Consider the following 20,497-nt stretch of genomic DNA (forward strand, 5'->3'; position numbering starts at 1 on the left):
CGACCCGGCCAGGAGGACACCATGTGGCAGGCCGCACTACTGGCCCTCTCCCCCGCCACCCTGGCGCTCTTCCTGACCGCCATGGCGGCGCTGGCCCTGTCGCTGGCCGCCTGGGCCGCCCGCGCCCCCGCCACCACCGCCCCGCGCATCACGGCCGCTGCCCTCCTGGCCGCCTGGCTGCTGCTGCTCCTCCTGGTCACGCTGGCCCCCACCCAGCCGGTCGGCTCGGCCGACGCCACCGTGTGGTGGCGCCCCGGCGAGAGCCTCTTCGGCCCCGGCGCCGCGCCCCAGCCGCAGGAGCTGTCGATGCTGCTGCGCCAGCACACCGCCCTGGCCGCCCTGTACGTACCGGGCGCGCTCCTCCTGCGCTTCGCGGCGCCGCGCTGGTCGGCCGCCGGTGCGTTCCTCTTCGGGGTGGGCCTGTGCGTCCTGCTGGAGACCGCGCAGCTGCTGATGCGGGCCGGGCGGATCGCCGATATCGACGACGTCCTGTGCGCGGCCGCCGGGACGGCGACCGGCGCCGCGCTGGGGCTGCTGGCGCATCTGGCGGCGACGCGGCTGCGCCCGCGCCCCTTGACTAGGCGGCCGGACGGTCCCCCAGCCGCAGACGCACCGACTTCAGCCCGTGGATGAAGTTCGACACCAGCCGCCGCGGCGGCCCGGCGACCTCCAGCACCGGCACCAGCGCGCAGGTCTCCTCGTACAGCACCCGCAGCTGCAACCGCGCCAGATGCGCCCCCAGGCAGACGTGCGGGCCGTCGCCGAACGAGACATGGGGATTGGGGTCCCGGCCCAGGTCCAGCCGGTGCGGGTCGGCGAAGACCCGTTCGTCGTGATTGGCCGCACCGTGGAAGACGACCACCTTGTCCCCGGCGCGGATCGGGCACCCGGCCAGTTCCGTGTCCTGCGCCGCGGTCCGGCGGAAGCTGAGCACCGGCGGATGCCACCGCAGCAGTTCTTCCGTGCCCGTCGCCGCCCCCACCGCGCCGGTGGCGAGCGCCCGGTAGGCGTCCGGGTGCCCGGCCAGTGCCAGCAGGCCGCCGGGGGCCGCGCTGCGGACCGTGTCGTTGCCCGCGATGGTCAGCAGGAAGAAGAACATCTCCAGTTCGGCCGTGGCCAGTTCGCGGTCCAGGGCGAGCACGGTCATCACATCGTCGCCCGGGTGCGCGCGCTTGTGGGCGGCCAGCTCCCGGGCGAAGGCGAACATGTCCCCGAGCAACGCCGGTGAGCGGGGATCGGCGGGCCGCCCGTCCGCTCCCGCCGCGGCCGGGCCCGCCTCGTCCGGGTCCTGGTAGCCGATCACCCGGCGGGTCCAGTCCAGCAGCAGCCCCCGCTCGCCGGGCGGTACGCCGAGCAGATCGGCGAGGTTGAGCAGCGCGTAGTCGTCGGTGACGGCCGCCACGATGTCGCACACCCCGTCGCCGTCCCGCGCCGCCCCGGCCGCAGCCGTCAGCAGGCCGCGGGCCCGCTCCCGTACGGCCGTCTCGAAGCGGTCGATACGGCGCGGGGTGAAGGCCCGGCTGACCAGACGGCGCAGCCGGCCATGGGCCGGAGGATCCTGGTTGAGCATCATCCGGCGGATGAACGGCAGGTCGGCCGGGTCGGGGTCGCGGATCTGGGTGGCGCCCAGGCGGGAAGAGAAGGTGCGCGCGTCCTTCAGGACCCGTACGACGTCCGCATGCCGGGTCACCGCCCAGAACCCGGGCCCGGCGGGCCAGCCGAGCACCTCGGGTTCCTCCTGCCAGGCCACCGGATGCCGGTCGCGCAGCAGCCGGTAGGCGGCGTGCGGCAGGCCGTCGGCGTAGCGGCGGGGGTCGAAGACGTCCGGTACGGCCTCCGGGTGCGCGTTCGCCGCGGTGCGGGTCATCCGGCCGCCGCCGGTGCGGCGTCACCGTCCGCCCGCAGGAAGTCCTCCACCACCCGAATCAGCTCCAGCGGCGTCTCGTCCATGGCGTAGTGCCCGGCCGCGGACAGCTCGACCAGCACGCTGTCGGCGTACCACCGCAGCCAGGTCTGACGGGCCAGCTCCGCGCCCAGCGCCGGATCCAGCGCCCCGGTCACCACCAGTGCCGGTACCCGCAAGCCCTCGATATCGGCCTCGAAGCCGTCCCCGGCCCAGGAGTCCAGCCAGGCCCGGAACGCCTTCGCCTGGCTGCGCTCCAGCGACCGGCGCACCATCCGGTCCAGCCAGGCGGCGGGGCGCCGCCCGCCGGTGGTGGTGTCCAGGATGATCCGCCGGTGGTGCGGGGAGTGGTCCGCGCCGGCGAACAGCGCCCACTGCTCCGGCGGCATCGGCAGCCCGGACGCCGGCACCGGGGAGACGCCGACGAGCCGGCGCACGCGGTGCGGCGCCGCGGCCAGCACCCGCTGGGCGACGCTGCCGCCCATCGAATGACCGACCACCGAGAAGCGCTCCCAGCCCAGCCGGTCGGCGAGCGCCAGCACATCGGCCGCCCCCTCGGCCGTCGTATACGCCCCGGCCGCGTGCTTCGCCTCGCCGTAGCCGCGCAGATCGACCACCGCGTACTGGAACGTGTCCCGGTCGAGGTCCGGCAGGAGCGGGTCGTAGGCGGAGCGGTCGGCGAACCATCCGTGGACGGCGACGACCTTGTGCGGTCCCGAACCGTGCAGGGCGTGCGGCAGTACGAAGTCGGCCACGCTCACTCCCGAGGTGTGACGGATCCCGTCGCGCCGCCCACCGGCCGACGGCCACGTGCGACCACACTGGCCGTCACCCCACCGCCACGCAAGGGCACCACCGGCCGCGCCGGGACAGGCGCCGCGCCTACGCCTCGTCGAGCCCCTCGGCCGCCCGGCGCTCCCGCAGGTCCATGATCGCGCGACGGCGGGCGAGCCGGTGCGTGCGGCGGATCTGCGCCTCCTGATAGCGGCGCTTGTCGCGCTCGGTCTCGGGAACCACCGGCGGCACCCGGCGCGGTTTGCCCTGCTCGTCGACGGCCGCGAAGACGAGGTAGGCGGAGCCGACCTGCTGGGCGGGGGTGGACTCGTTCCACCGCTCGGCCAGGACCCGTACGCCGACCTCCATGGAGGAGCGGCCGGTCCAGTTGACCTGCGCCTTCACGTGCACCAGGTCCCCGACCCGGACCGGCTCCAGAAAGGCCATCTCGTCCATGGAGGCGGTCACCGCGGGGCCGCCGGAGTGCCGTCCGGCCACCGCGCCCGCCGCGTCATCGACCAGTTTCATGATCACGCCGCCGTGCACCGTGCCCAGGAGATTGGTGTCGGCCGCGGTCATGATGTGCGACAGCGTCGTACGAGAGACGGAGGTCGGCTTGCCCGCGAGCTCGCCCTCCCGGCTGTTGGTGACGAGTTCGGTCATGGGGCCAGCCTAAGCGGGCGCCCACCGGCCTCGCGCTCCGCCCACCGGCCCGTGCCACCCGTCCCATTTGGCACGTGACCCCCGTCTCGTGACGACTGTCTCCCCACGTGACGCTCGTCTCCCCAGCCCCGTCGGCAACACCCCGGAATGACTGCTTCCGCTCGCCGCGCCGGAATGGTCACGGCCCCTTCCTTTATGGGCAGGAAGGCGGCCGTCGCTTTGCATCAGCTCTGCAACAGCCCTGGCCCTATCCCGCACCTGCCCTATTGGGCACCCTGTCCCAGCGTGCACACTTCCCCGTATGAATGAGCCCAATGGATGGTCCGGGGACCAGAACGGCTACGGGTACGGCCGCGGCAGCAGCGGCGATCCGGAGGGCGCACGTGCCATGCGGCAGGTACGGCGCGACGGAGGGGCCGGTTACCCCCGCAGCGAGCCGCCCCTGCCGCCGCAGATGTCCCCGCGCCGCGGCGCCGTACCGCAGCAGTCCCAGGGCTACAACGATTACGACGACTACGACAGCGGCTACAACACCGGCCAGGTCTACGGCGGCGGTGGCGGCGGCCGCGGCGACGACGGCTACGGTCCGTACGACGGTGGCGGCGCCCGACCGCGCCCCCGCTGGGGCCGCCGCATCAAGTGGACGCTGATCACCCTGGTGACCGTCCTGCTCGTCGCCTCCGTCGCCACCTACTTCTGGGCCGACGGCAAGCTGCGCCGCCAGGCGGACCTGAGCAAGGTCATCGACCGGCCGGCGGCCGGGGACGGCACGAACTACCTGATCGTGGGCTCGGACAGCCGCGAGGGCATGTCGAAGGCGGACGAGCAGAAGCTGCACACCGGCTCCGCCGAGGGCAAGCGCACCGACTCGATGATGATCCTGCACGACGGCTCCAACGGCCCGACGCTGATCTCGCTGCCGCGCGACTCCGACGTCGAGATACCCAGCTACGTCGGCGCCGAGTCCGGCAAGAAGTACCCGGCCACCGGCCGGCACACCAAGCTGAACGCGGCCTACGCCGAGGACGGCCCGACGCTCCTGGTCCGCACCATCGAGGCCAACACCCACCTCCACATCGACCACTACGTCGAGATCGGCTTCTCCGGGTTCGCCAACATCGTGGACGCGATCGGCGGTGTCGAGCTGGACATCCCCAAGCCGTTCAAGGACAAGTGGTCGGGCGCCGACTTCCAGGCGGGCAAGCAGACCCTCAACGGCCAGCAGGCCCTCGCCTTCGTCCGCACCCGGCACGCCTTCGCGGGCAGCGACCTGGACCGCACGAAGAACCAGCAGAAGTTCCTGGCCGCCCTGGCCAGCCAGACCGCCACCCCCGGCACGATCCTGAACCCCTTCAAGCTCTACCCGACCATGGGCGCCGGCCTGGACACGCTCATCGTCGACAAGGACATGAGCCTGTGGGACCTGGGCCAGATGTTCTTCGCGATGAAGGGCATCACCGGCGGCGAGGGCAAGTCCATGAACATGCCGCTCTCCGGCTCCACCGGCGGCAACCTGGTCTGGGACAAGGCCAAGGTCCAGCAGCTGGTGCAGCAGCTGAACGCCGACGAGAAGGTGACGGTCAGCGGGAACCGCTGAACCGACACCCTCGCCTCTGAGGCCCCGCCGAGAATTCGGCGGGGCCTCGGCCGTTGTGGCGCGTCGTACGCAATGGGCGCCGGCCCCAACCGGTCAAGCCCCTCCCAACCGGGGTGGGCGCTAAGCCCACGCAAATATCTGATCAGGAAGCTACTCGACGCGCGTAAACACCTGATCGAATGGCGATCCGGCCGATGTCGCTTGCGGGGGCGTATGTGCGGCTACGAACGCGTCCGTTTTCTCAGCACACCGAGGTCGGCAAGGGCTGGCGCATCATCAGGGGGTTTTGAGTCCAAGTGTTACCTGCTGATGCCCTGTTCACAGCCTCGCCAGGTGGAGAAGTCGACTGGATGCACCCCCCGGCATTCGTGCAGTGGGTGTTCTTCGGGCTGGCCGCTCTTTGGATCGTCGGTGGCCTGTGTGCCTGGAGTTTGCGCCGCGCACGGAAAAAATTCCCGCTGGAGCAGCGGATAGAGAACCTGCGCCGCACCTTGCGTACGGGAACTCCGAATGTGCGCGGACATCTCCGTATAGCCCCGGGCGATTATCCGGGAATCTCCACTGCGCAGGCTGAGCAAGTCGCTCGGGAGGAAGGATTCCTGCGACAGACCCATGGCACCCGGGGACTCTGGCTCTTCTACCGTGCGGGGACAACGCCCGGTTACGCATCGAACAGGGACTTCCGGGGCGGCCCGCCTGTCGAGCAGGTGCGGGAGAGCCTTGCGGCTCAGAGGGCCGCCCGCTCGATTCGTGAAAGCGCGGGATTCGACCCGCTGGACGCGGCAACCGTGGAAGAAGCGGAGGAGGGTCTGCGCAAGGCCCATACCAGCCACGAGCGGTTGCTCGTGCGCGGCGCCCTCTGTGCCGTTCCTGGTGTTCCCGTCGTGATCGGTCTCGTCGCAGCCTGGGCGAACGGCAGCTTTTCCGTGTCGGGCCCCGGAGACGTGATTTTCATCGTGGTGGCTCATGCGCTCGGTGTGACATTGCTGCCCGGCGCCTTCCTCTTGTTCAAGCGTTCTTTCACGGTGCGCAGAGAGGGCCGTGAGCGCTACGGGCCGGCACTCGCCGCCTACGGTGAAGTCGTTGCCGCGTGGGACAACGAGCAGCGGAATCGGTAATCAGGCGGAAAAAAAGAGGGGCACGATGGCGGACTTCACGGTCAGTCTTGATGAATTGCGCAAACTGAAGAAGAAGCTGGCAGACAGCGAAACCCAGCTCGAAGAAGCGCTACGGCGGATGAAGGACACCGGCCCGAAGAATCTGGGCAGGCGGTCACTCGACAAGGCCTGCGAGGACTTCGAAGACGACTGGGAGAGCGGATTGAGCAAGATCAAAGAGCGGATCAAGGTGCTCAATGAGGCACTTCCGCACATCCTCAAGGCCTATGAGCAGACCGAAGAGGAGATTAACGACGCAGTCAACGGAGCGGGAAGGGGAACGAAGTGACGGACGACTGGAGTGGCCTCGGCTGGAACCCGACGCCGGGTCATCCCCCCTTGGCGACCAACCTGTCGAATAACCTGTTACGGACCGCGGCAACCCTGCAGAGCACCTACGAGCTGCTCGACTCCCTGGACAAGGAGAGCTCCTACTGGACCGGGGAAGCATCCAAAGCCTTTTCCAAGAAGGTGAAAGACCTTCCCGATTATCTCAAGCGCGCACATGATTCCCTGAAGGCTGCGAGTGGCGAGATATCGAAGTGGAGCGATGCACTCCATGACATGAAGGTCAAGGCTGGTCACTACGAGGAAGAAGCCAAAGCGGCGAGAAAGAAGGCCGAACAGGCCGAGCAGGATTGTCAGGCCGCACGCAACAACCCAGACCTCGGCCTGGCCGACCATATATTCGATGACGAGGCTTCACAGGTCAACGCCCAGCACAAGCTGGATGCCGCCCAAACCCGACTCGATGGAGCCACAAAGACCCTGGACAGCGCCAACAGCGCATTGCAGGACCTGATACATGACGCCGAGAGGTTGGAGACCCATCACGGGGACACTGCACAGGAATACGCCGACGCGATCCGGAAGCACGCGAGTGACTACGCCCCCGAGGGCGGCACTTGGGACAAGTTCAAGAAATGGTGGGACGCGCACGGTGGAGATCTGCTGACGACCGCGGCTGCCATTGCCGGGATCGCCGCCATCTTCTGCCCGGCGCTGGCCCCCCTCGCCATCGGCCTCAGCCTGGCCGCCGCAGCCCAGCATGCCAACCAGTACATCAAGAGCGGCAAGGACATGTGGCCGCCGACATCGAAGAACCTGGGCGAATGGGCCACGCTGGGAGGTGATGTGTTGGGTGCCGTGCCGGGAGTGGGACCGGCCATCAAGGGGACAAAGGCTGCGATCGCTGGGGGAAAGGCAGCCCTCGGCGCCGCTCGTGAGGCTGGTGCGATCGTCAAGACCACGGCAACTGTTTCACAGGCCGCGAAGTCAGGGATGGGGGCTTTTCGCAAGGTGGCCGTGGACACGGCCCTGGACTCCTCCAATCGCGTTATCGGTCACCCCGTTGAAAAGCTTGCGATGAAGCTCGGCAGATCGAAGGAATGGGCAATGAACGCAGCCGACACAGTCCAGGCCACCGTGACGGGAGCGCTGGCATCTCCCACTGCCATGACTCTGGATATGGGGTGGAGCCACGGCAGCTCAACCGACAATGCGTCGAAGTGGGCCACTGTGGGTGGCGACGGCGTCGCCGGTGCCGGAATGCTGAACGATCCGCTGAAGAAGGTCATCTCGATAGCCAAGGCTCTGTGATGCCCGAAGAATCCCCGAACACCGAACTGGTTGAGTTGATCCCGCTGTGGTTCACCCTCCCCGAAGGGTTCCACCCAGTGGACCTCTCGTCTGACGCCGAGCGCCGCATGGAAGCCCACTACAACCAGCTTGAGCAGACCTTCCCCTCTGTGACACCGGAACAACTGGTAGCAGCCGTACTCAGCTACGAAGCCATTGTCGGCGAGATCGCCGAAGAAGGACTCGTGCATCTGAGTTCGTTCATGCTGCGCACGGAGGACGACACGTTCCTTTCAGGCCTTTGCCAGATATCCGTGGTCGACCGTGCACCTGGCGACGCGAATCTCTACCCCCGCAAGGCTCTGGAAACTCACCCCGACTCCAGTCGAGGCCTCCAGAAGGGCATTGTCGAATTGCCGGCGGGCGTCGCTGCGGTCGTGGTGTCAGCACAGGAGGCGCCCCTCCCTGGGGCCTTCTTCGGCGTCGAGGACGACAGTGTGTCCCAAGTGCTCTCCGCCACGTTCCAGATTGCGTTCCCCCACCTCCCGCAGGCAGCGATCGTCAATATGTCCACGGAGAACCTCGAGGCACAGGAGGAATTCCTGGAGCTGGCCACGCTGGTGGCCGCCGGAATCTCGTTCACTGCCCCCCAGACACTTACGGCCCCCGAGGCAGAAGCTCGTGCTGCGATGGCGTCACCCTTCGGCTAGCGGGGCCTCAACATCCCTTCGCCCTTGACGTACTCCACGAAAGCCCGCAGCCGGCCCGGCGCCATCGTGAGGATGTCGCCGGGTCGGTCGCTTTCGCGGAGGTGGATGCGGCCGTCGGGGTCGGCAGCCAGCTCGACGCAGTCACCGTTGCCGCCGCCGCTGAACGAGGACTTTTGCCAAGTGAGTTGGGGCATCAGTCCAGCCCGTCGGCCTTGACGCACTCCAGGAGGACGCGGAGGCGGGTAGGAGTCATGGTGAGGACGTCGGTGGGACGGTCGGATTCGCGGAGGTGGACCGTTCCGTCGAGGCCGGTCGCTACCTCGACGCACTCGGTGTCCTGGTGGGTACTGAATGAAGATTTCTGCCACGTGAGCTGGGACATCCCGCTCCCTCTCATAGCTCGTACATCGCATGCTGGATCAAGCTCAGCGAGTCCCGCCCTATGTGGGACTCGGGCGCGGCCTCCGGGTCAACCGGGTCCAGCGCCAGGTCGGACAACCGCTCAAACATCTTGCTGTAGTCATCAACGTCCGCTCCATCCCCCAGAAAAACGATTTTGAGCGAGTGTTCGAGATAGACGGTGTCCAACTCCCCAGTTGAGCCGCCGAAGAGGACGAAAGGACGGCTGAACGCCGGGTAGGCACCTCGCTCGAACGGGAAGACCTGGACGGTTACGTTGGGCAGCCGGGCTACCTCGATCAGCTTCCTCAACTGCTTGCGCATGACCTGCGGGCCACCGACCCGAACGCGAAGCGCGGCCTCGTGGATCACCGCGTGATACGGGAGCGGCGCCTCACAGGTGAGAACGCGCTGTCGAGCCATTCTGAACTGCACAAATCGATCAGTAGGCCCCATGTCCGGGGACACAGCCTGCATCACGGCGTGTGCGTAGTCCTCAGTCTGGAACATGCCAGGGATGGCCAGAGGTTCGTGGACCCGAATGCTGGCAGCCCGCGACTCCATCTCCGCCAGGTCGAGCGCTTGGCGCCGCATTACATCCCGGAACTCGTCCCACCACCCAACTCCCCGGCTCTGCGCCATCTCCATCAGCGCGTCGAAGTACGGGCCGTCGGGGCACCCGTACTCGCGGAGAACCTTGTAGAGCCGATTGCGTGAGACATCGATGCGGCCCGCCTCGATGTTGCTGATGCGCGCACGGTCGGCATCCAGGATCTCGGCAGCCCGACTTCCGGAGATCCCAGCGCGCAGCCGGAGTTTGCGCAGTTCTGCGCCGAGCCGTCGCTGGCGTTCGCTGGGTTGCGTCCTCGGTGCCATTCGTCCTCCTCGTAGCTCCGCGCAGTCTGTCGAGGGGCGCGGGCCACGGTCCACCGGCATCCCCAACTACCACTCGTGCGGGGCATCTTCATCGGAAATTGTTGCGCTACAGGAAAACCTTTCCCTAGCGTCATGGACGTCCCGCTCAGCGCGGCACAACGCGGAAGTGCACCGTGCTCAACGGAAGTTGAGGACCGAACGGCACGGCAATGCCACCGCACCCCACCCGCCGCCCAGGCCCCGGCACTCACTCAGGAGGCCGCCCCATGACGCTCACCCCCACCGAACCACCCCACCTCGTCTCCCTCGTCTTCCCGCCCGACCCCGTATGGGTGCGCGCGGCCCGCGAGACCGTACGGGCGCTGCTGCTCGTCGCGCGCCGCAGGGACCTCACCGACGAGGCGCTGCTGCTCACCTCCGAGGCGGTCACCAACTCCGTCAACGCCTGCGCGGCGAAGGGCTGCACCACACCCGTCACCCTCTTCGCCGAGTGGCACGACCCGCACCGGCTGCGCGTCCTCGTGCACGACGAGGCGCCGGGGCTCCCCGTATGCCAAGTGCCTTCCCCGGACGACGAGTCGGGCCGCGGCCTCGCGCTCATCTCGTACGGGGCGGATGCCTGGGGCGTCTGCCACCACGGGCCGGGGCGGGGGAAGGCGACGTGGTTCGAGTTGGGGATGCGGCAGTCAGAATCCGGTCGGCTCAGCTCGCCGCTTCCAACAGGCTCGCCAGCCGGTCGCGGGCCTCGGTCTGGGCGGCGATCCGGGCGTCGATGATCTCCAGGCGTTCCCGGGCGATGCGGAGCCCTTGCGGTGAGGGCCGGGACGCGGGCATGTCGCCGTCCAGGCAGCTCGTGAAGCACTGCACGTCGGCGAGGGTGAGGCCGGCGTCGAGGAGGTAGCGGATGTTGCGTACGCGGACGACCGCATGGCCGTCGTACTCGCGGTACCCGTTGTCCGCCCGCAGCGAGGAGATCAGCCCCGCCGCCTCGTAGTGGCGCAGGGCCCGCGGGGTCGTCCCCGTTGCCTTCGCCAAGTCCCCGATCCGCACCGGCTCCACCTCCGGCGGCCTTTCTATCAACCGCCACCCCGGTCAGCCGACCACGGCCCCGCCGTCGACGGGCAGCACGACACCGGTCACGAAGGACGCCGAGGGCTCGGCGAGCCGGACGACGGCCCAGGCCACTTCCTCGGGCTGCCCCAGGCGCCCCATCGGCGTCACGGCCGTCTGCCGTTTGCGTATCTCGCGCGACTGCTCCTCCGACAGCCCCTGGTGGCTGCCGATCGGGGTCTCGATCGCGCCGGGCGCGACGGCCACGACGCGGATGCCGCGCGGCGCGTAGGCCACCGCCCAGCTGCGGGTGAGCAGTTCGAGCCCGGCCTTGGTCGCGGCATAGACCGCGGTGTCGGGCGACGGCCAGCCGCGCTGCCCGATCGAGGTGCTGATGTTCACCACCACCCCGCCGGTCCGCTCCAGTTCCTCCAGTGCCGCCTGCATCAGCAGCACCGGCGCGGTCAGGTTCGTGGCGATCAGCGGCGCGATGCGCTCCTTGGTCAGCGGGCCGCGCTGCCCGCCGCCGACGATCCCGGCGTTGTTCACCAGGACGTCCAGCCGCCCGAACTCCTCGACGGTGCGGCGCACGAGGTCCTGCGGCACCCCGTCCCCGGTGATGTCGGCCGGGTACGGGCGGATGCCGGGGTACCCCTCGGCGGTCTCGGCCAGCGGTCCGGGGCGCCGCCCCACCGCGACCACGCGCGCTCCGTCCGCCGCGAACCGCCGCGCGGTGGCCCGCCCGATGCCGGTGCCCGCTCCGGTGACGATGACGACCCTGTCCCGCGTGTGCTGTGTGTGCTGTGCGTGCCCGTGCTCCGGGACCTCGTTCTCCATGGCCGGGAGTCTGGAACCCTGCCGCCAATGACAAGGTCAAATCGGAAGGGCCCGGCAGCGGCATCGCAACGGCCCCCGGCAAGACGCCGGGGGCCGTGAGCAAGGACAGTGAGGAAGGAGAACCGCTACGGCAGGTTCCGCGCCATCACGATCCGCTGCACCTGATTCGTGCCTTCATAAATCTGGGTGATCTTGGCGTCGCGCATCATGCGCTCGACCGGGTAGTCGCGGGTGTAGCCGTAGCCGCCGAGGAGCTGGACGGCGTCCGTGGTGACCTCCATCGCGACGTCGGAGGCGAAGCACTTGGCCGCCGCGCCCTGGAAGGTGAGGTCCTTGTCGCCGCGCTCGGACTTGGCGGCGGCGGCGTACGTCAGCTGGCGCGCGGCCTCGATCTTCATGGCCATGTCGGCGAGCATGAACTGCACGCCCTGGAAGTCGGCGATCGGCTTGCCGAACTGCTTGCGCTCCTGGACGTAGCCCTTGGCGTAGTCCAGGGCGCCCTGGGCGATGCCGAGCGCCTGGGCGGCGATGGTGATGCGGGTGTGGTCGAGGGTCTTCATCGCGGTGGCGAAGCCGGTGCCCTCGGCGCCGATCATGCGGTCGGCGGGGATGCGGACGTTGTCGAGGTAGACCTCGCGGGTCGGGGAGCCCTTGATGCCGAGCTTCTTCTCGGGGGCGCCGAAGGAGACGCCCTCGTCGGACTTCTCGACGACGAAGGCGGAGATCCCGCGGGAGCGCTTCTCGGGGTCGGTCACGGCCATCACCGTGTAGTACTCGGAGACGCCGGCGTTGGTGATCCAGCGCTTGACGCCGTTGAGCACCCAGTAGTCGCCGTCGCGGACGGCCTTGGTCTTCATGCCGGCGGCGTCGGAGCCCGCGTCCGGCTCGGAGAGGCAGTACGAGAACATGCCCTCGCCCTTGGCGAGCGGGGTCATGTACTGCTTCTTCAGCTCCTCGGAGCCGGAGAGGATGACCGGCAGCGAGCCCAGCTTGTTCACGGCCGGGATCAGGGAGGAGGAGGCGCAGACCCGCGCGACCTCTTCGATGACGATGACGGTGGCCAGCGCGTCGGCGCCGGCGCCGCCGTAGGACTCCGGTACGTGCACCGCGTGCAGGTCGTTGGCGACCAGCGCGTCATGCGCCTCCTGGGGGAAGCGCGCCTCTTCGTCCACCGCGGCGGCGAACGGCGCGATCTTCGCCTCGGCGAGGGCACGCACCGACTCGCGGAGCATGTCGTGCTCCTCCGAAAGCCGGTACAGATCGAAATCAGCGGTTCCCGCCAAGGTTTCTCACTCCCCTGTGAGCTGATGTGGCCTACAGCTAACTACTGTTAAGTAACCCTTACGCAATGGGATTCTAGGGGCCGCTAGGGGTTCCGGATACGGGCGTTTCACGTGAGGTTGCCGACAGCCCCAGGTGAGGGGCCCTACGGCGGGGGTCGGCCGCAGGGTGCGCGACTATGCTCGGTCAGCACCATTTTCCCCCGGAGAGCGTCTGGAGCATCCATGCCCCTCAAGATCACCGTGATCGGCACCGGATACCTCGGTGCCACCCACGCCGCCGCCATGGCCGAGCTGGGTTTCGAGGTGCTGGGGCTGGACGTGGTGCCGGAGAAGATCGAGATGCTCCAGCGCGGCGAGGTCCCGATGTACGAGCCGGGGCTGGAGGAGCTGCTGCGCCGCCATGTGGCGGGGATCGAGGGCTCCACCGGGCGGCTGCGCTTCACCACCTCGTACGAGGAGGCCGGGGCCTTCGGTGAGGTGCATTTCGTCTGCGTCAACACTCCGCAGAAGCACGGTGAGTATGCGTGCGACATGTCGTATGTGGACAGCGCCTTCGACGCGCTGGCGCCGCATCTGACCCGGCCCACGCTCGTCGTCGGCAAGTCGACCGTGCCGGTGGGCAGCGCGGCCCGGCTCGCGAAGCGGCTGGCGGCCGCCGCCCCCGCCGGGGAGGCCGCCGAGCTGGCCTGGAACCCGGAGTTCCTGCGCGAGGGCTTCGCCGTCCAGGACACTCTGCACCCCGACCGGATCGTGGCGGGCGTGACCAGCGAGCGCGCCGAGGAACTGCTGCGCGAGGTGTACGCGACGCCCCTGGCGGAGGGGTCGCCGTTCGTCGTCACGGACTTCCCGACCGCCGAGCTGGTCAAGACCGCCGCGAACGCCTTCCTCGCCACGAAGATCTCCTACATCAACGCGATGGCCGAGATCTGCGAGGCGGCCGACGGCGATGTGGTCAAGCTGGCCGAGGCCCTCGGGCACGACGAGCGGATCGGCAAGAAGTTCCTGCGCGCCGGGATCGGCTTCGGCGGCGGATGTCTGCCCAAGGACCTGCGGGCCTTCATGGCGCGCGCCGGTGAGCTGGGCGTCGACCAGGCTCTGACCTTCCTGCGCGAGATCGACTCGATCAACATGCGGCGCCGGGGCCATATGGTCGAGCTGGCCCGGGAGGCGGTCGGCGGCTCCTTCCTGGGCAAGCGGGTCGCCGTACTGGGCGCGACCTTCAAGCCGGATTCGGACGATGTCCGCGACTCGCCGGCGCTGAACGTCGCGGGCCAGATCCATCTCCAGGGCGGACAGGTGACCGTGTACGACCCGAAGGGCATGGAGAACGCCCGGCGGGTGTTCCCGACCCTGGGGTATGCGGACAGCCCGCTGGCGGCGGTGCGCGGGGCGGATGTGGTGCTGCATCTGACCGAGTGGAGCGAGTTCCGCGAGCTGGACCCGGCGGAGCTGGGGGATGCGGTGTCCGAGCGGCGGATCCTGGACGGGCGCAACGCCCTGGACCCGGGGCTGTGGCGCAAGGCCGGGTGGACGTACCGGGCCCTGGGGCGCCCGCAGGCGTAACGCCTACCTTGCGGCGCACGGAAATTGCGGCGTACGGCCGCTCCTCGTCCGTCATCATGCGGTAGCGAAACGAGACCGAACGAGACGGCATGAGACGAGGAGGAGTGCCATGGCTGTGATCGAGCTCGGCGTCACGGTGCTGGACTGTCCCGATCCCCGTGCGCTCGCCGCCTTCTACGCCGAGATGCTCGGCTGGCGGGTGGCGGAGGACGAGGACGACGAGGAGTGGGTGGAGGTCGAGGGGCCGCGCGGCCGCACCCTCGCCTTCCAGCGGGTGGCCGAGGGGTACCGGCCGCCGAGCTGGCCGGGCCAGGAGCGGCCGCAGCAGCTGCACCTCGACTTCGACGTCCGGCCCGCCGATATCGACGAGGCCGAGGCCAAGGTCATCCGGCTGGGGGCGAAGCTGGTCCAGCCGGATGACGGGATCCGGGACTTCCGGGTGTATCTGGATCCGGCGGGGCATCCGTTCTGCCTGTGCATGTGCGAGCGGTAGACCCAGCCGGGTGAGCGGTGGACCGCCCGGCCTCCGGCCGCCCTACCGCTCGCCGTCCGGCCGCCCGCCGTCCAGCCGCTCTATCGTCGCCGTCGACGGGCTGCGGCGGCCCCGTACCGAGCGGGCGACCGACTCCACGCCGCGTAGCGCCCGTAGCACATTTCCCCAGGTCAGCGCGGCCAGGTCGTGGAAGGACCAGCCGCGGTCGATGAGTTCGGCGATCAGCAGCGGATAGCCGGCGACATCCGGCAGGGGGCTGCGGTGCGCGGTGGCCGGGTCGGTGTCGAAGCCGGCGCCGAGGCCGATGTGGTCGGGGCCGGCCACCGTCCGCAGATGGTCGAGGTGGTCGGCGATGTCCTGGACGCCGGCGGGGCCCCCGCCGTCGGTGAGCTGCTCGGGGGCGAAGGTGACCATGCAGACGCCGCCGTTGCGGGGCACCAGGGAGAGCACCTCGTCCGGGACGTTACGGGGGTGGCCGCTGACCGCGCAGGCGGCCGTCCGGGTCCAGATCACCGGGGCCCTGGTGAGCGCGAGGGTGTGCCGCATGGTGTCGGCGGAGCACCACGACAGGTCGATCAGCATGCCCAGGCGGTTCATCTCGCGGACGACCTCCTCGCCGAACACCGTCAGCCCGCCCGCCCTGGGGGCGTCGGTCGCGGAGTCCGCCCAGGGGGTGTTGCGGTCGGCGGTCAGGGCCAGGGAGCGCACGCCGAGCCGGTGGAAGCAGCGCAGCACGCCCAGGGAGCTGTCGATGGCGTGGCCGCCGGCGGAGCCGAGGAGCGAGGCGATCCGGCCGCCGTTGCGGGCCTCGGCCATATCGTCGGCGGTCAGCGCGAGGTGCAGGGTGTCGGGGTAGGCGCGGACCAGGGCGTGGACGAAGTCGATCTGTTCGAGGGTGGCGCTGACGGCGGCCTCGCCGGTCAGCTCGGCCGGCACCTGGAGGGACCAGAACTGGCCGCCGACGCCGCCGGCCCGCAGCCGGGGCAGGTCGGTGCGGACGCCGGTCTCGCCCTGGTCGAGGTCGAAGTGGTGGCCGGGGGTCAGATCGTGGCCGGTGCGACGGCGCAGCGCCCAGGGCAGGCCGTTGCAGCCGTCGACGACGGGGTGCGCGGCGAGCAGCGCGCGGGCACGGGCGACCGGGCCGCGCGGGATGAGCGGCAGCGGTCCCGCGGTCCGGTCGGGGTCCGCGAACTCGGGGCTGTCGAGGGCCCCGGATATCTCCGGGGCCCCGGTGGGGTCGGTCGGCTCTGCGGGGGCGAGATCGGCCATGGCGTTCTCCCACGGGCGGGAAGTGGTCACGCCACCGTTGCATGGCGCCCCCTGCGGTTCGCGGTGAGCGATGCGTATGGGTTATGGCGGCAGGCCGGGGCAGGAGCCGTCGTGGGTTGCCGTGGGCGGTGGGCCGGGAAGCGTGGTTGCCCGCCAGGGCCCTCCGCCCCGGCCCCTCGGAGGAGCCCTACGACGCCACGCCGTCCAGCTGCTCGATGGTCGCGAGCGAGGGGCCGCGCCGGGCCTGCTCCTCTCGGGCGACGTCCTCGGCGACGCGCAGCGTGCGGACCGCGTTCTGCCAGGTGAGCTTGGCGAGGTCGGCCTCGGACCACTTGCGGTCCAGCAGCTCGGCGATCAGGTTCGGGTAGCCGGCGACATCGGCGAGGTCGGTCGGGGTGAAGGCGGTGCCGTCGAAGTCGCCGCCGATGCCGATGTGGTCGACGCCCGCGACCTCACGCATATGGTCGAGATGGTCGGCGATGGTGGCCGCGGTGGCCGCCGGAGGCGGGTCGGCGGCCTCGAAGGCCCGCTGGACGGCCATTCCGGCGGCGGTGGTGTCCAGGTGGTGCAGGCCGTGCGCGCGCATGTTCTCGTCGGCGCGGACGGTCCATTCCACGGCGGCGGGCAGCACGAACTTCGGCACGAAGGTGACCATGGCGGTGCCGCCGTTGGCGGGCAGCTGGGCCAGGACGTCGTCGGGGATGTTGCGCGGGTGGTCGCACAGGGCGCGGGCCGAGGAGTGCGAGAAGATCACCGGCGCGGTGGTGATGCGGAGCGCATCGCGCATGGTGTCGGCCGAGACATGGGAGAGGTCGACCAGCATCCCGCACCGGTTCATCTCGCGGACGACCTCCTCGCCGAAGGTCGTCAGGCCGCCGTGGCGCGGGTCGTCGGTCGCGGAGTCCGCCCAGTCGATGGTGCTGTTGTGGGTGAGCGTCATATAGCGGACGCCCAGCCGGTGGAAGGTGCGCAGGGTGGCCAGCGAGTTGTTGATGCAGTGGCCGCCCTCGGCGCCCATCAGGGAGGCGATACGGCCCTGGGCGCGGGCGGCCTCCATGTCGCCGGAGGTGAGCGCGGGGCTCAGGTCGTCGGGGTAGCGGGCGAGCAACTCCCGTACCACGTCGATCTGTTCGAGGGTGGCGCTGACCGCGTTGTCGCCGGCGTGGTCGGGCCGTACGTACACCGACCAGAACTGGGCGCCGACGCCGCCGGCCCGCAGCCGGGGCAGGTCGGTGTGCAGATGGGCGGACTGGTCCTCGGCGATATCGCGGCGGTCGAGGTCGTAGCGGACCTGCTCACGCAGCGCCCAGGGCAGGTCGTTGTGGCCGTCGACGACGGGCCAGCGGGCGAGCAGTTCCCGGGCGGCGTCGCGGGAGCCGGTCATTTGCCGCCTCCGAAGCCGAAGCCGCCGGGCGCGGCGGCCTTGTTGCGCAGCCGCCGGCCCTTCTCGGTGGCCTGGTCGTTGAGCTCCTGCTGGAACTCGCGCATCCGGGAGAGGAGTTCGGGGTCGTGCGCGGCGAGGATCCGGGCGGCGAGCAGTCCGGCGTTACGGGCGCCGCCGACCGAGACGGTGGCGACCGGCACCCCGGCGGGCATCTGCACGATGGACAGCAGGGAGTCCATGCCGTCGAGGTACTTCAGCGGTACGGGGACCCCGATGACCGGCAGCGGGGTGACCGAGGCGAGCATCCCGGGGAGGTGGGCCGCGCCGCCCGCGCCCGCGATGATCGCCTTCAGGCCGCGGTCGGCGGCGTTCTCGCCGTAGGCGATCATCTCGTGCGGCATGCGGTGTGCCGAGACGACGTCGACCTCGTAGGGGATCTCGAACTCGGCGAGGGCCTGGGCGGCGGCCTCCATGACGGGCCAGTCGGAGTCGGAGCCCATGACGATGCCGACGACGGGGGAACCGTTGGGGGAGCTCATTCGGTGATTGTTCCTCGCAGATAGCCGGCGGCGTGCGCGGCGCGCTCGCGCACATCCGCCAGGTCGTCGCCGTAGGTGTTGACGTGTCCGACCTTGCGGCCGGGCTTGACGTCCTTGCCGTACATATGGATCTTCAGCTGCGGATCGCGCGCCATGCAATGCAGATACGCCGCATACATGTCGGGGTAGTCGCCGCCGAGGACGTTGGCCATGACCGTCCACTTGGCGCGCGGGCGGGGGTCGCCGAGCGGAAGGTCGAGCACGGCACGGACGTGGTTGGCGAATTGCGAGGTGATCGCGCCGTCCTGGGTCCAGTGGCCGGAGTTGTGCGGGCGCATGGCCAGCTCGTTGACGAGGATCCGGCCGTCGGCGGTCTCGAAGAGCTCGACGGCGAGGTGGCCGACGACGTCCAGCTCCTGGCCGATGCGCAGGGCCAGCTCCTGGGCCTGCCCGGCCAGCTCGGGGTCCAGGTCGGGTGCCGGGGCGATCACGGTGTCGCAGACGCCGTCGACCTGGATGGACTCCACGACGGGGTAGGCGACGGCCTGGCCGTGCGGGGAGCGGACGATGTTGGCCGCCAGTTCCCGGACAAAATCGACCTTCTCCTCGGCCAGAACCGGCACCCCGGCGCGGAACGGTTCCGCGGCCTCCTTGGAGGATCGCACGAACCAGACGCCCTTGCCGTCATAGCCCCCGCGGACGGTCTTGAGGATCACCGGAAAGCCGTCCCCTTCGGCCGCGAAACGCGCCACGTCGTCAGGGTCGGAGACGAGGCGGTGACGCGGACAGGGCGCCCCGATCGCATCCAGTTTCGCGCGCATCACGCCCTTGTCCTGGGCGTGCACCAGCGCCTCGGGGCCGGGCCGGATGGGGATGCCATCGGCCTCCAGTGCCCGCAAATGCTCGGTGGGCACATGCTCGTGATCGAAGGTGAGCACATCACAGCCACGGGCGAAGGAGCGCAGCGTGTCCAGGTCGCGGTAGTCGCCGATGACGACCTCGCTGACCACCTGGGCCGCCGAGTCCTGCGGGGTGTCGCTGAGGAGCTTGAACTTGATGCCGAGGGGGATGCCTGCCTCGTGGGTCATACGGGCGAGCTGACCGCCGCCGACCATGCCGACTACCGGGAACGTCACGCCCCCAGGGTATCCGCACCCCAGTGCCACCCCACCCCCCTCTTGGATGATGCTCCAAAGACGCGGCGTCCGAGAATCGCCGGTGACGACGAATCGCCGGTGACGACCGGCGAGCGAAGGAGAGACCGCATGGGGACGAGTGGCTTAGCCAGGAACTGCCGGCTGCTGGTGATCGCCGTCGCGATCGCCGCCCTGCTGATCGCGGTGCACTCCGTCATCAGCCGGCTGTCCGGGCCGGCGGTCTACGACGCGGGCGAAAGTGAGATCTCCGTCGCACCCGGCGAGCGCTTCGAGATCCGGGTCGCGGACGACCCCGGCGACGGCTACCGCTGGATCGTCGCCGCCCCCCGTCCCGATCCGGCCGTTCTGAAGGCCGTCGGCAGCCATCTCGACCGGGACGAGCCGCCGCCCTCCGGTACGGGCGGCTCCCGCTATCTCGACTTCGCGGCGGTCGGCGAGGGCCGTACGGACCTGCGGCTGCTGCACTGCCGGCGGTGTGCCGAGGGGGCGGCTGACGAGGACGGTGCGCGGAGCCTCAATTTCCGTGTGACCGTGGGCTGATTGCCCGTGACCGAGAGAGGTGTGGCCGGAAGCGGTATGCGGCGGGCACCGCTTTCGGCCCGTGGTTAGCATGAGGGAGCGGCCCGGGGGGACGAGCGGCCGTCATGCCGCGCCCCCGCAACCGCCCACGACCACCGCCCACGACGGGAGCTGAACGATCACCATGAGTGAACGGAGCGTGCTGCGGTCGCGGCTGGAGACGCTCACCCGGGAAGTGGTGAAGTTCGGCGCGGTCGGCGGCGCGGGGGTCGTCGTGAACTTCGCGGTGTTCAACCTCGTACGGCAGCTGACCGAGATACCCGTCGTACGGGCCAGCATCGTGGCGACGGTCGTGGCCACGGGCACCAACTACCTCGGTTACCGCTACTTCACCTACCGCGACTGCGACAAGCAGGGCCGCACCAAGGAGCTCACGCTCTTCCTGCTGTTCAGCGTGATCGGCCTGATCATCGAGAACGGGCTGCTGTACGCGGCGACCTACGGTTTCGGCTGGGACAGCCCGTTGCAGAGCAACGTCTTCAAGTTCCTCGGCATCGGCGTCGCGACGCTCTTCCGCTTCTGGTCGTACCGCACCTGGGTGTTCCGGGCGCTGCCCGCCCGCGAGGCCGTCGAGACCGCCGAGGCGTTTCTGGCGGCCGGTGTCGAGGGGGCGCCGGAGGCCGAGGCGGTCGGCGGCCCGGCGCGCACCAGCCGCAGCGGGTCCCGGAAGTAGCCGGGGAGCCGGG

Annotated in this window: 24 protein-coding genes; 11 read left to right on the top strand and 13 right to left on the bottom strand. The window is 69.7% G+C overall.

Annotation, left to right across the window (positions count from 1 at the left end):
* Window positions 1-21: 21 nt before the first annotated feature.
* Window positions 22-633 (top strand): VanZ family protein, encoded by a 612-nt coding sequence (locus B1H19_RS16820; protein ID WP_083105507.1) that lies wholly within the window; start codon window positions 22-24, stop codon window positions 631-633.
* Here B1H19_RS16820 and B1H19_RS16825 read toward each other — a convergent pair.
* From B1H19_RS16825 to B1H19_RS16835, 3 genes are all read right to left on the bottom strand, one after another.
* Window positions 578-1,867, bottom strand: a complete 1,290-nt coding sequence (locus B1H19_RS16825) for a cytochrome P450 (protein ID WP_083105508.1) — start codon at window positions 1,865-1,867, stop codon at window positions 578-580. The genes B1H19_RS16820 and B1H19_RS16825 overlap by 56 nt on opposite strands.
* A complete protein-coding gene (locus B1H19_RS16830; protein WP_107426025.1) occupies window positions 1,864-2,658 on the bottom strand; it encodes an alpha/beta fold hydrolase in 795 nt (264 codons plus the stop codon). The genes B1H19_RS16825 and B1H19_RS16830 overlap by 4 nt, the downstream gene beginning before the upstream one ends.
* Before the next feature lie 127 nt (window positions 2,659-2,785).
* On the bottom strand, window positions 2,786-3,340 hold the full coding sequence (locus tag B1H19_RS16835; protein WP_083105510.1) for an acyl-CoA thioesterase: 555 nt from the start codon (window positions 3,338-3,340) through the stop codon (window positions 2,786-2,788).
* Between the two features lie 301 nt (window positions 3,341-3,641).
* On the opposite strand from B1H19_RS16835, the gene B1H19_RS16840 reads away from it, so the two are divergent.
* The 5 genes from B1H19_RS16840 (at window position 3,642) to B1H19_RS16860 (ending at window position 8,382) form a co-directional block, all read left to right on the top strand.
* On the top strand, window positions 3,642-4,937 hold the full coding sequence (locus tag B1H19_RS16840) for an LCP family protein (RefSeq protein WP_083105511.1): 1,296 nt from the start codon (window positions 3,642-3,644) through the stop codon (window positions 4,935-4,937).
* 350 nt (window positions 4,938-5,287) lie between these two features.
* Window positions 5,288-6,055 (top strand): hypothetical protein, encoded by a 768-nt coding sequence (locus B1H19_RS38680; RefSeq protein WP_159028062.1) that lies wholly within the window; start codon window positions 5,288-5,290, stop codon window positions 6,053-6,055.
* 25 nt (window positions 6,056-6,080) lie between these two features.
* Window positions 6,081-6,383: a hypothetical protein gene (locus B1H19_RS16850; protein ID WP_083105513.1), complete on the top strand. Its 303-nt coding sequence runs from the start codon at window positions 6,081-6,083 to the stop codon at window positions 6,381-6,383.
* Entirely contained in the window at window positions 6,380-7,693 is a 1,314-nt protein-coding gene (locus tag B1H19_RS16855; protein ID WP_083105514.1) for a hypothetical protein, read from the top strand. Before B1H19_RS16850 ends, B1H19_RS16855 begins: the two co-directional genes overlap by 4 nt.
* On the top strand, window positions 7,693-8,382 hold the full coding sequence (locus B1H19_RS16860) for a hypothetical protein (RefSeq protein WP_083105515.1): 690 nt from the start codon (window positions 7,693-7,695) through the stop codon (window positions 8,380-8,382). Before B1H19_RS16855 ends, B1H19_RS16860 begins: the two co-directional genes overlap by 1 nt.
* Here B1H19_RS16860 and B1H19_RS16865 read toward each other — a convergent pair.
* From B1H19_RS16865 to B1H19_RS16875, 3 genes are read right to left on the bottom strand one after another with little or no spacing between them, the layout of a single operon-like run.
* Entirely contained in the window at window positions 8,379-8,576 is a 198-nt protein-coding gene (locus B1H19_RS16865; RefSeq protein ID WP_083105516.1) for a DUF397 domain-containing protein, read from the bottom strand. The genes B1H19_RS16860 and B1H19_RS16865 overlap by 4 nt on opposite strands.
* A complete protein-coding gene (locus tag B1H19_RS16870) occupies window positions 8,576-8,764 on the bottom strand; it encodes a DUF397 domain-containing protein (protein WP_083105517.1) in 189 nt (62 codons plus the stop codon). The genes B1H19_RS16865 and B1H19_RS16870 overlap by 1 nt, the downstream gene beginning before the upstream one ends.
* A gap of 11 nt (window positions 8,765-8,775) precedes the next feature.
* On the bottom strand, window positions 8,776-9,657 hold the full coding sequence (locus B1H19_RS16875) for a helix-turn-helix domain-containing protein (protein WP_083105518.1): 882 nt from the start codon (window positions 9,655-9,657) through the stop codon (window positions 8,776-8,778).
* A gap of 266 nt (window positions 9,658-9,923) precedes the next feature.
* Between B1H19_RS16875 and B1H19_RS16880 the strand changes: the two genes are divergently transcribed.
* The gene (locus tag B1H19_RS16880; RefSeq protein WP_083105519.1) at window positions 9,924-10,433 is read left to right on the top strand and encodes an ATP-binding protein; all 510 of its coding nucleotides are present in this window, start codon (window positions 9,924-9,926) and stop codon (window positions 10,431-10,433) included.
* Here B1H19_RS16880 and B1H19_RS16885 read toward each other — a convergent pair.
* The 3 genes from B1H19_RS16885 to B1H19_RS16895 form a co-directional block, all read right to left on the bottom strand.
* Window positions 10,360-10,707 (bottom strand): MerR family transcriptional regulator, encoded by a 348-nt coding sequence (locus tag B1H19_RS16885; RefSeq protein ID WP_083109697.1) that lies wholly within the window; start codon window positions 10,705-10,707, stop codon window positions 10,360-10,362. The two genes, B1H19_RS16880 and B1H19_RS16885, sit on opposite strands and share 74 nt — an antisense overlap.
* 42 nt (window positions 10,708-10,749) lie before the next feature.
* Window positions 10,750-11,544: an SDR family NAD(P)-dependent oxidoreductase gene (locus tag B1H19_RS16890; protein ID WP_083105520.1), complete on the bottom strand. Its 795-nt coding sequence runs from the start codon at window positions 11,542-11,544 to the stop codon at window positions 10,750-10,752.
* Window positions 11,545-11,669: 125 nt separating this feature from the next.
* Window positions 11,670-12,827, bottom strand: coding sequence for an acyl-CoA dehydrogenase (locus tag B1H19_RS16895; protein WP_083105521.1), 1,158 nt, complete (start codon window positions 12,825-12,827; stop codon window positions 11,670-11,672).
* Between the two features lie 222 nt (window positions 12,828-13,049).
* Here B1H19_RS16895 and B1H19_RS16900 point away from each other — a divergent pair, with 222 nt between their 5' ends.
* The gene (locus B1H19_RS16900) at window positions 13,050-14,390 is read left to right on the top strand and encodes a UDP-glucose dehydrogenase family protein (RefSeq protein WP_083105522.1); all 1,341 of its coding nucleotides are present in this window, start codon (window positions 13,050-13,052) and stop codon (window positions 14,388-14,390) included.
* Between the two features lie 109 nt (window positions 14,391-14,499).
* Complete coding sequence (locus B1H19_RS16905; protein ID WP_083105523.1) at window positions 14,500-14,883, top strand: VOC family protein; 384 nt, start codon at window positions 14,500-14,502, stop codon at window positions 14,881-14,883.
* Between the two features lie 42 nt (window positions 14,884-14,925).
* On the opposite strand, the gene B1H19_RS16910 is transcribed toward B1H19_RS16905, so the two are convergent.
* The 4 genes from B1H19_RS16910 to B1H19_RS16925 all read right to left on the bottom strand — a co-directional run bounded on the left by B1H19_RS16910 (window position 14,926) and on the right by B1H19_RS16925 (window position 19,262).
* Window positions 14,926-16,182 carry a dipeptidase gene (locus B1H19_RS16910; protein WP_237289353.1) on the bottom strand — a complete coding sequence of 419 codons (1,257 nt, stop codon included), beginning with the start codon at window positions 16,180-16,182 and terminating at the stop codon, window positions 14,926-14,928.
* Between the two features lie 157 nt (window positions 16,183-16,339).
* Window positions 16,340-17,536 (bottom strand): dipeptidase, encoded by a 1,197-nt coding sequence (locus B1H19_RS16915; protein WP_083105525.1) that lies wholly within the window; start codon window positions 17,534-17,536, stop codon window positions 16,340-16,342.
* The gene (gene purE, locus B1H19_RS16920) at window positions 17,533-18,075 is read right to left on the bottom strand and encodes a 5-(carboxyamino)imidazole ribonucleotide mutase (RefSeq protein WP_083105526.1); all 543 of its coding nucleotides are present in this window, start codon (window positions 18,073-18,075) and stop codon (window positions 17,533-17,535) included. The genes B1H19_RS16915 and purE overlap by 4 nt, the downstream gene beginning before the upstream one ends.
* On the bottom strand, window positions 18,072-19,262 hold the full coding sequence (locus tag B1H19_RS16925; RefSeq protein WP_257789464.1) for a 5-(carboxyamino)imidazole ribonucleotide synthase: 1,191 nt from the start codon (window positions 19,260-19,262) through the stop codon (window positions 18,072-18,074). Before B1H19_RS16925 ends, purE begins: the two co-directional genes overlap by 4 nt.
* A gap of 78 nt (window positions 19,263-19,340) precedes the next feature.
* On the opposite strand from B1H19_RS16925, the gene B1H19_RS16930 reads away from it, so the two are divergent.
* Both B1H19_RS16930 and B1H19_RS16935 read left to right on the top strand, forming a co-directional pair.
* Entirely contained in the window at window positions 19,341-19,772 is a 432-nt protein-coding gene (locus B1H19_RS16930; RefSeq protein WP_083105528.1) for a protease inhibitor I42 family protein, read from the top strand.
* Between the two features lie 163 nt (window positions 19,773-19,935).
* The gene (locus B1H19_RS16935; protein WP_083105529.1) at window positions 19,936-20,484 is read left to right on the top strand and encodes a GtrA family protein; all 549 of its coding nucleotides are present in this window, start codon (window positions 19,936-19,938) and stop codon (window positions 20,482-20,484) included.
* Window positions 20,485-20,497 lie beyond the last annotated feature (13 nt).

The organism is Streptomyces gilvosporeus (genome assembly GCF_002082195.1).
GTDB lineage: Bacteria > Actinomycetota > Actinomycetes > Streptomycetales > Streptomycetaceae > Streptomyces > Streptomyces gilvosporeus.

Excerpts from the sequence above, each read along its gene's own strand:
- B1H19_RS16820 (WP_083105507.1), top strand. The coding sequence starts at position 22 with ATGTGGCAGGCCGCACTACTGGCCCTCTCCCCCGCCACCCTGGCGCTC.
- B1H19_RS16825 (WP_083105508.1), bottom strand. The coding sequence starts at position 1,867 with ATGACCCGCACCGCGGCGAACGCGCACCCGGAGGCCGTACCGGACGTC.
- B1H19_RS16835 (WP_083105510.1), bottom strand. The coding sequence starts at position 3,340 with ATGACCGAACTCGTCACCAACAGCCGGGAGGGCGAGCTCGCGGGCAAG.
- B1H19_RS16840 (WP_083105511.1), top strand. The coding sequence starts at position 3,642 with ATGAATGAGCCCAATGGATGGTCCGGGGACCAGAACGGCTACGGGTAC.
- B1H19_RS38680 (WP_159028062.1), top strand. The coding sequence starts at position 5,288 with ATGCACCCCCCGGCATTCGTGCAGTGGGTGTTCTTCGGGCTGGCCGCT.
- B1H19_RS16850 (WP_083105513.1), top strand. The coding sequence starts at position 6,081 with ATGGCGGACTTCACGGTCAGTCTTGATGAATTGCGCAAACTGAAGAAG.
- B1H19_RS16860 (WP_083105515.1), top strand. The coding sequence starts at position 7,693 with ATGCCCGAAGAATCCCCGAACACCGAACTGGTTGAGTTGATCCCGCTG.
- B1H19_RS16865 (WP_083105516.1), bottom strand. The coding sequence starts at position 8,576 with ATGCCCCAACTCACTTGGCAAAAGTCCTCGTTCAGCGGCGGCGGCAAC.
- B1H19_RS16870 (WP_083105517.1), bottom strand. The coding sequence starts at position 8,764 with ATGTCCCAGCTCACGTGGCAGAAATCTTCATTCAGTACCCACCAGGAC.
- B1H19_RS16875 (WP_083105518.1), bottom strand. The coding sequence starts at position 9,657 with ATGGCACCGAGGACGCAACCCAGCGAACGCCAGCGACGGCTCGGCGCA.
- B1H19_RS16880 (WP_083105519.1), top strand. The coding sequence starts at position 9,924 with ATGACGCTCACCCCCACCGAACCACCCCACCTCGTCTCCCTCGTCTTC.
- B1H19_RS16890 (WP_083105520.1), bottom strand. The coding sequence starts at position 11,544 with ATGGAGAACGAGGTCCCGGAGCACGGGCACGCACAGCACACACAGCAC.
- B1H19_RS16900 (WP_083105522.1), top strand. The coding sequence starts at position 13,050 with ATGCCCCTCAAGATCACCGTGATCGGCACCGGATACCTCGGTGCCACC.
- B1H19_RS16905 (WP_083105523.1), top strand. The coding sequence starts at position 14,500 with ATGGCTGTGATCGAGCTCGGCGTCACGGTGCTGGACTGTCCCGATCCC.
- B1H19_RS16915 (WP_083105525.1), bottom strand. The coding sequence starts at position 17,536 with ATGACCGGCTCCCGCGACGCCGCCCGGGAACTGCTCGCCCGCTGGCCC.
- purE (WP_083105526.1), bottom strand. The coding sequence starts at position 18,075 with ATGAGCTCCCCCAACGGTTCCCCCGTCGTCGGCATCGTCATGGGCTCC.
- B1H19_RS16930 (WP_083105528.1), top strand. The coding sequence starts at position 19,341 with ATGGGGACGAGTGGCTTAGCCAGGAACTGCCGGCTGCTGGTGATCGCC.
- B1H19_RS16935 (WP_083105529.1), top strand. The coding sequence starts at position 19,936 with ATGAGTGAACGGAGCGTGCTGCGGTCGCGGCTGGAGACGCTCACCCGG.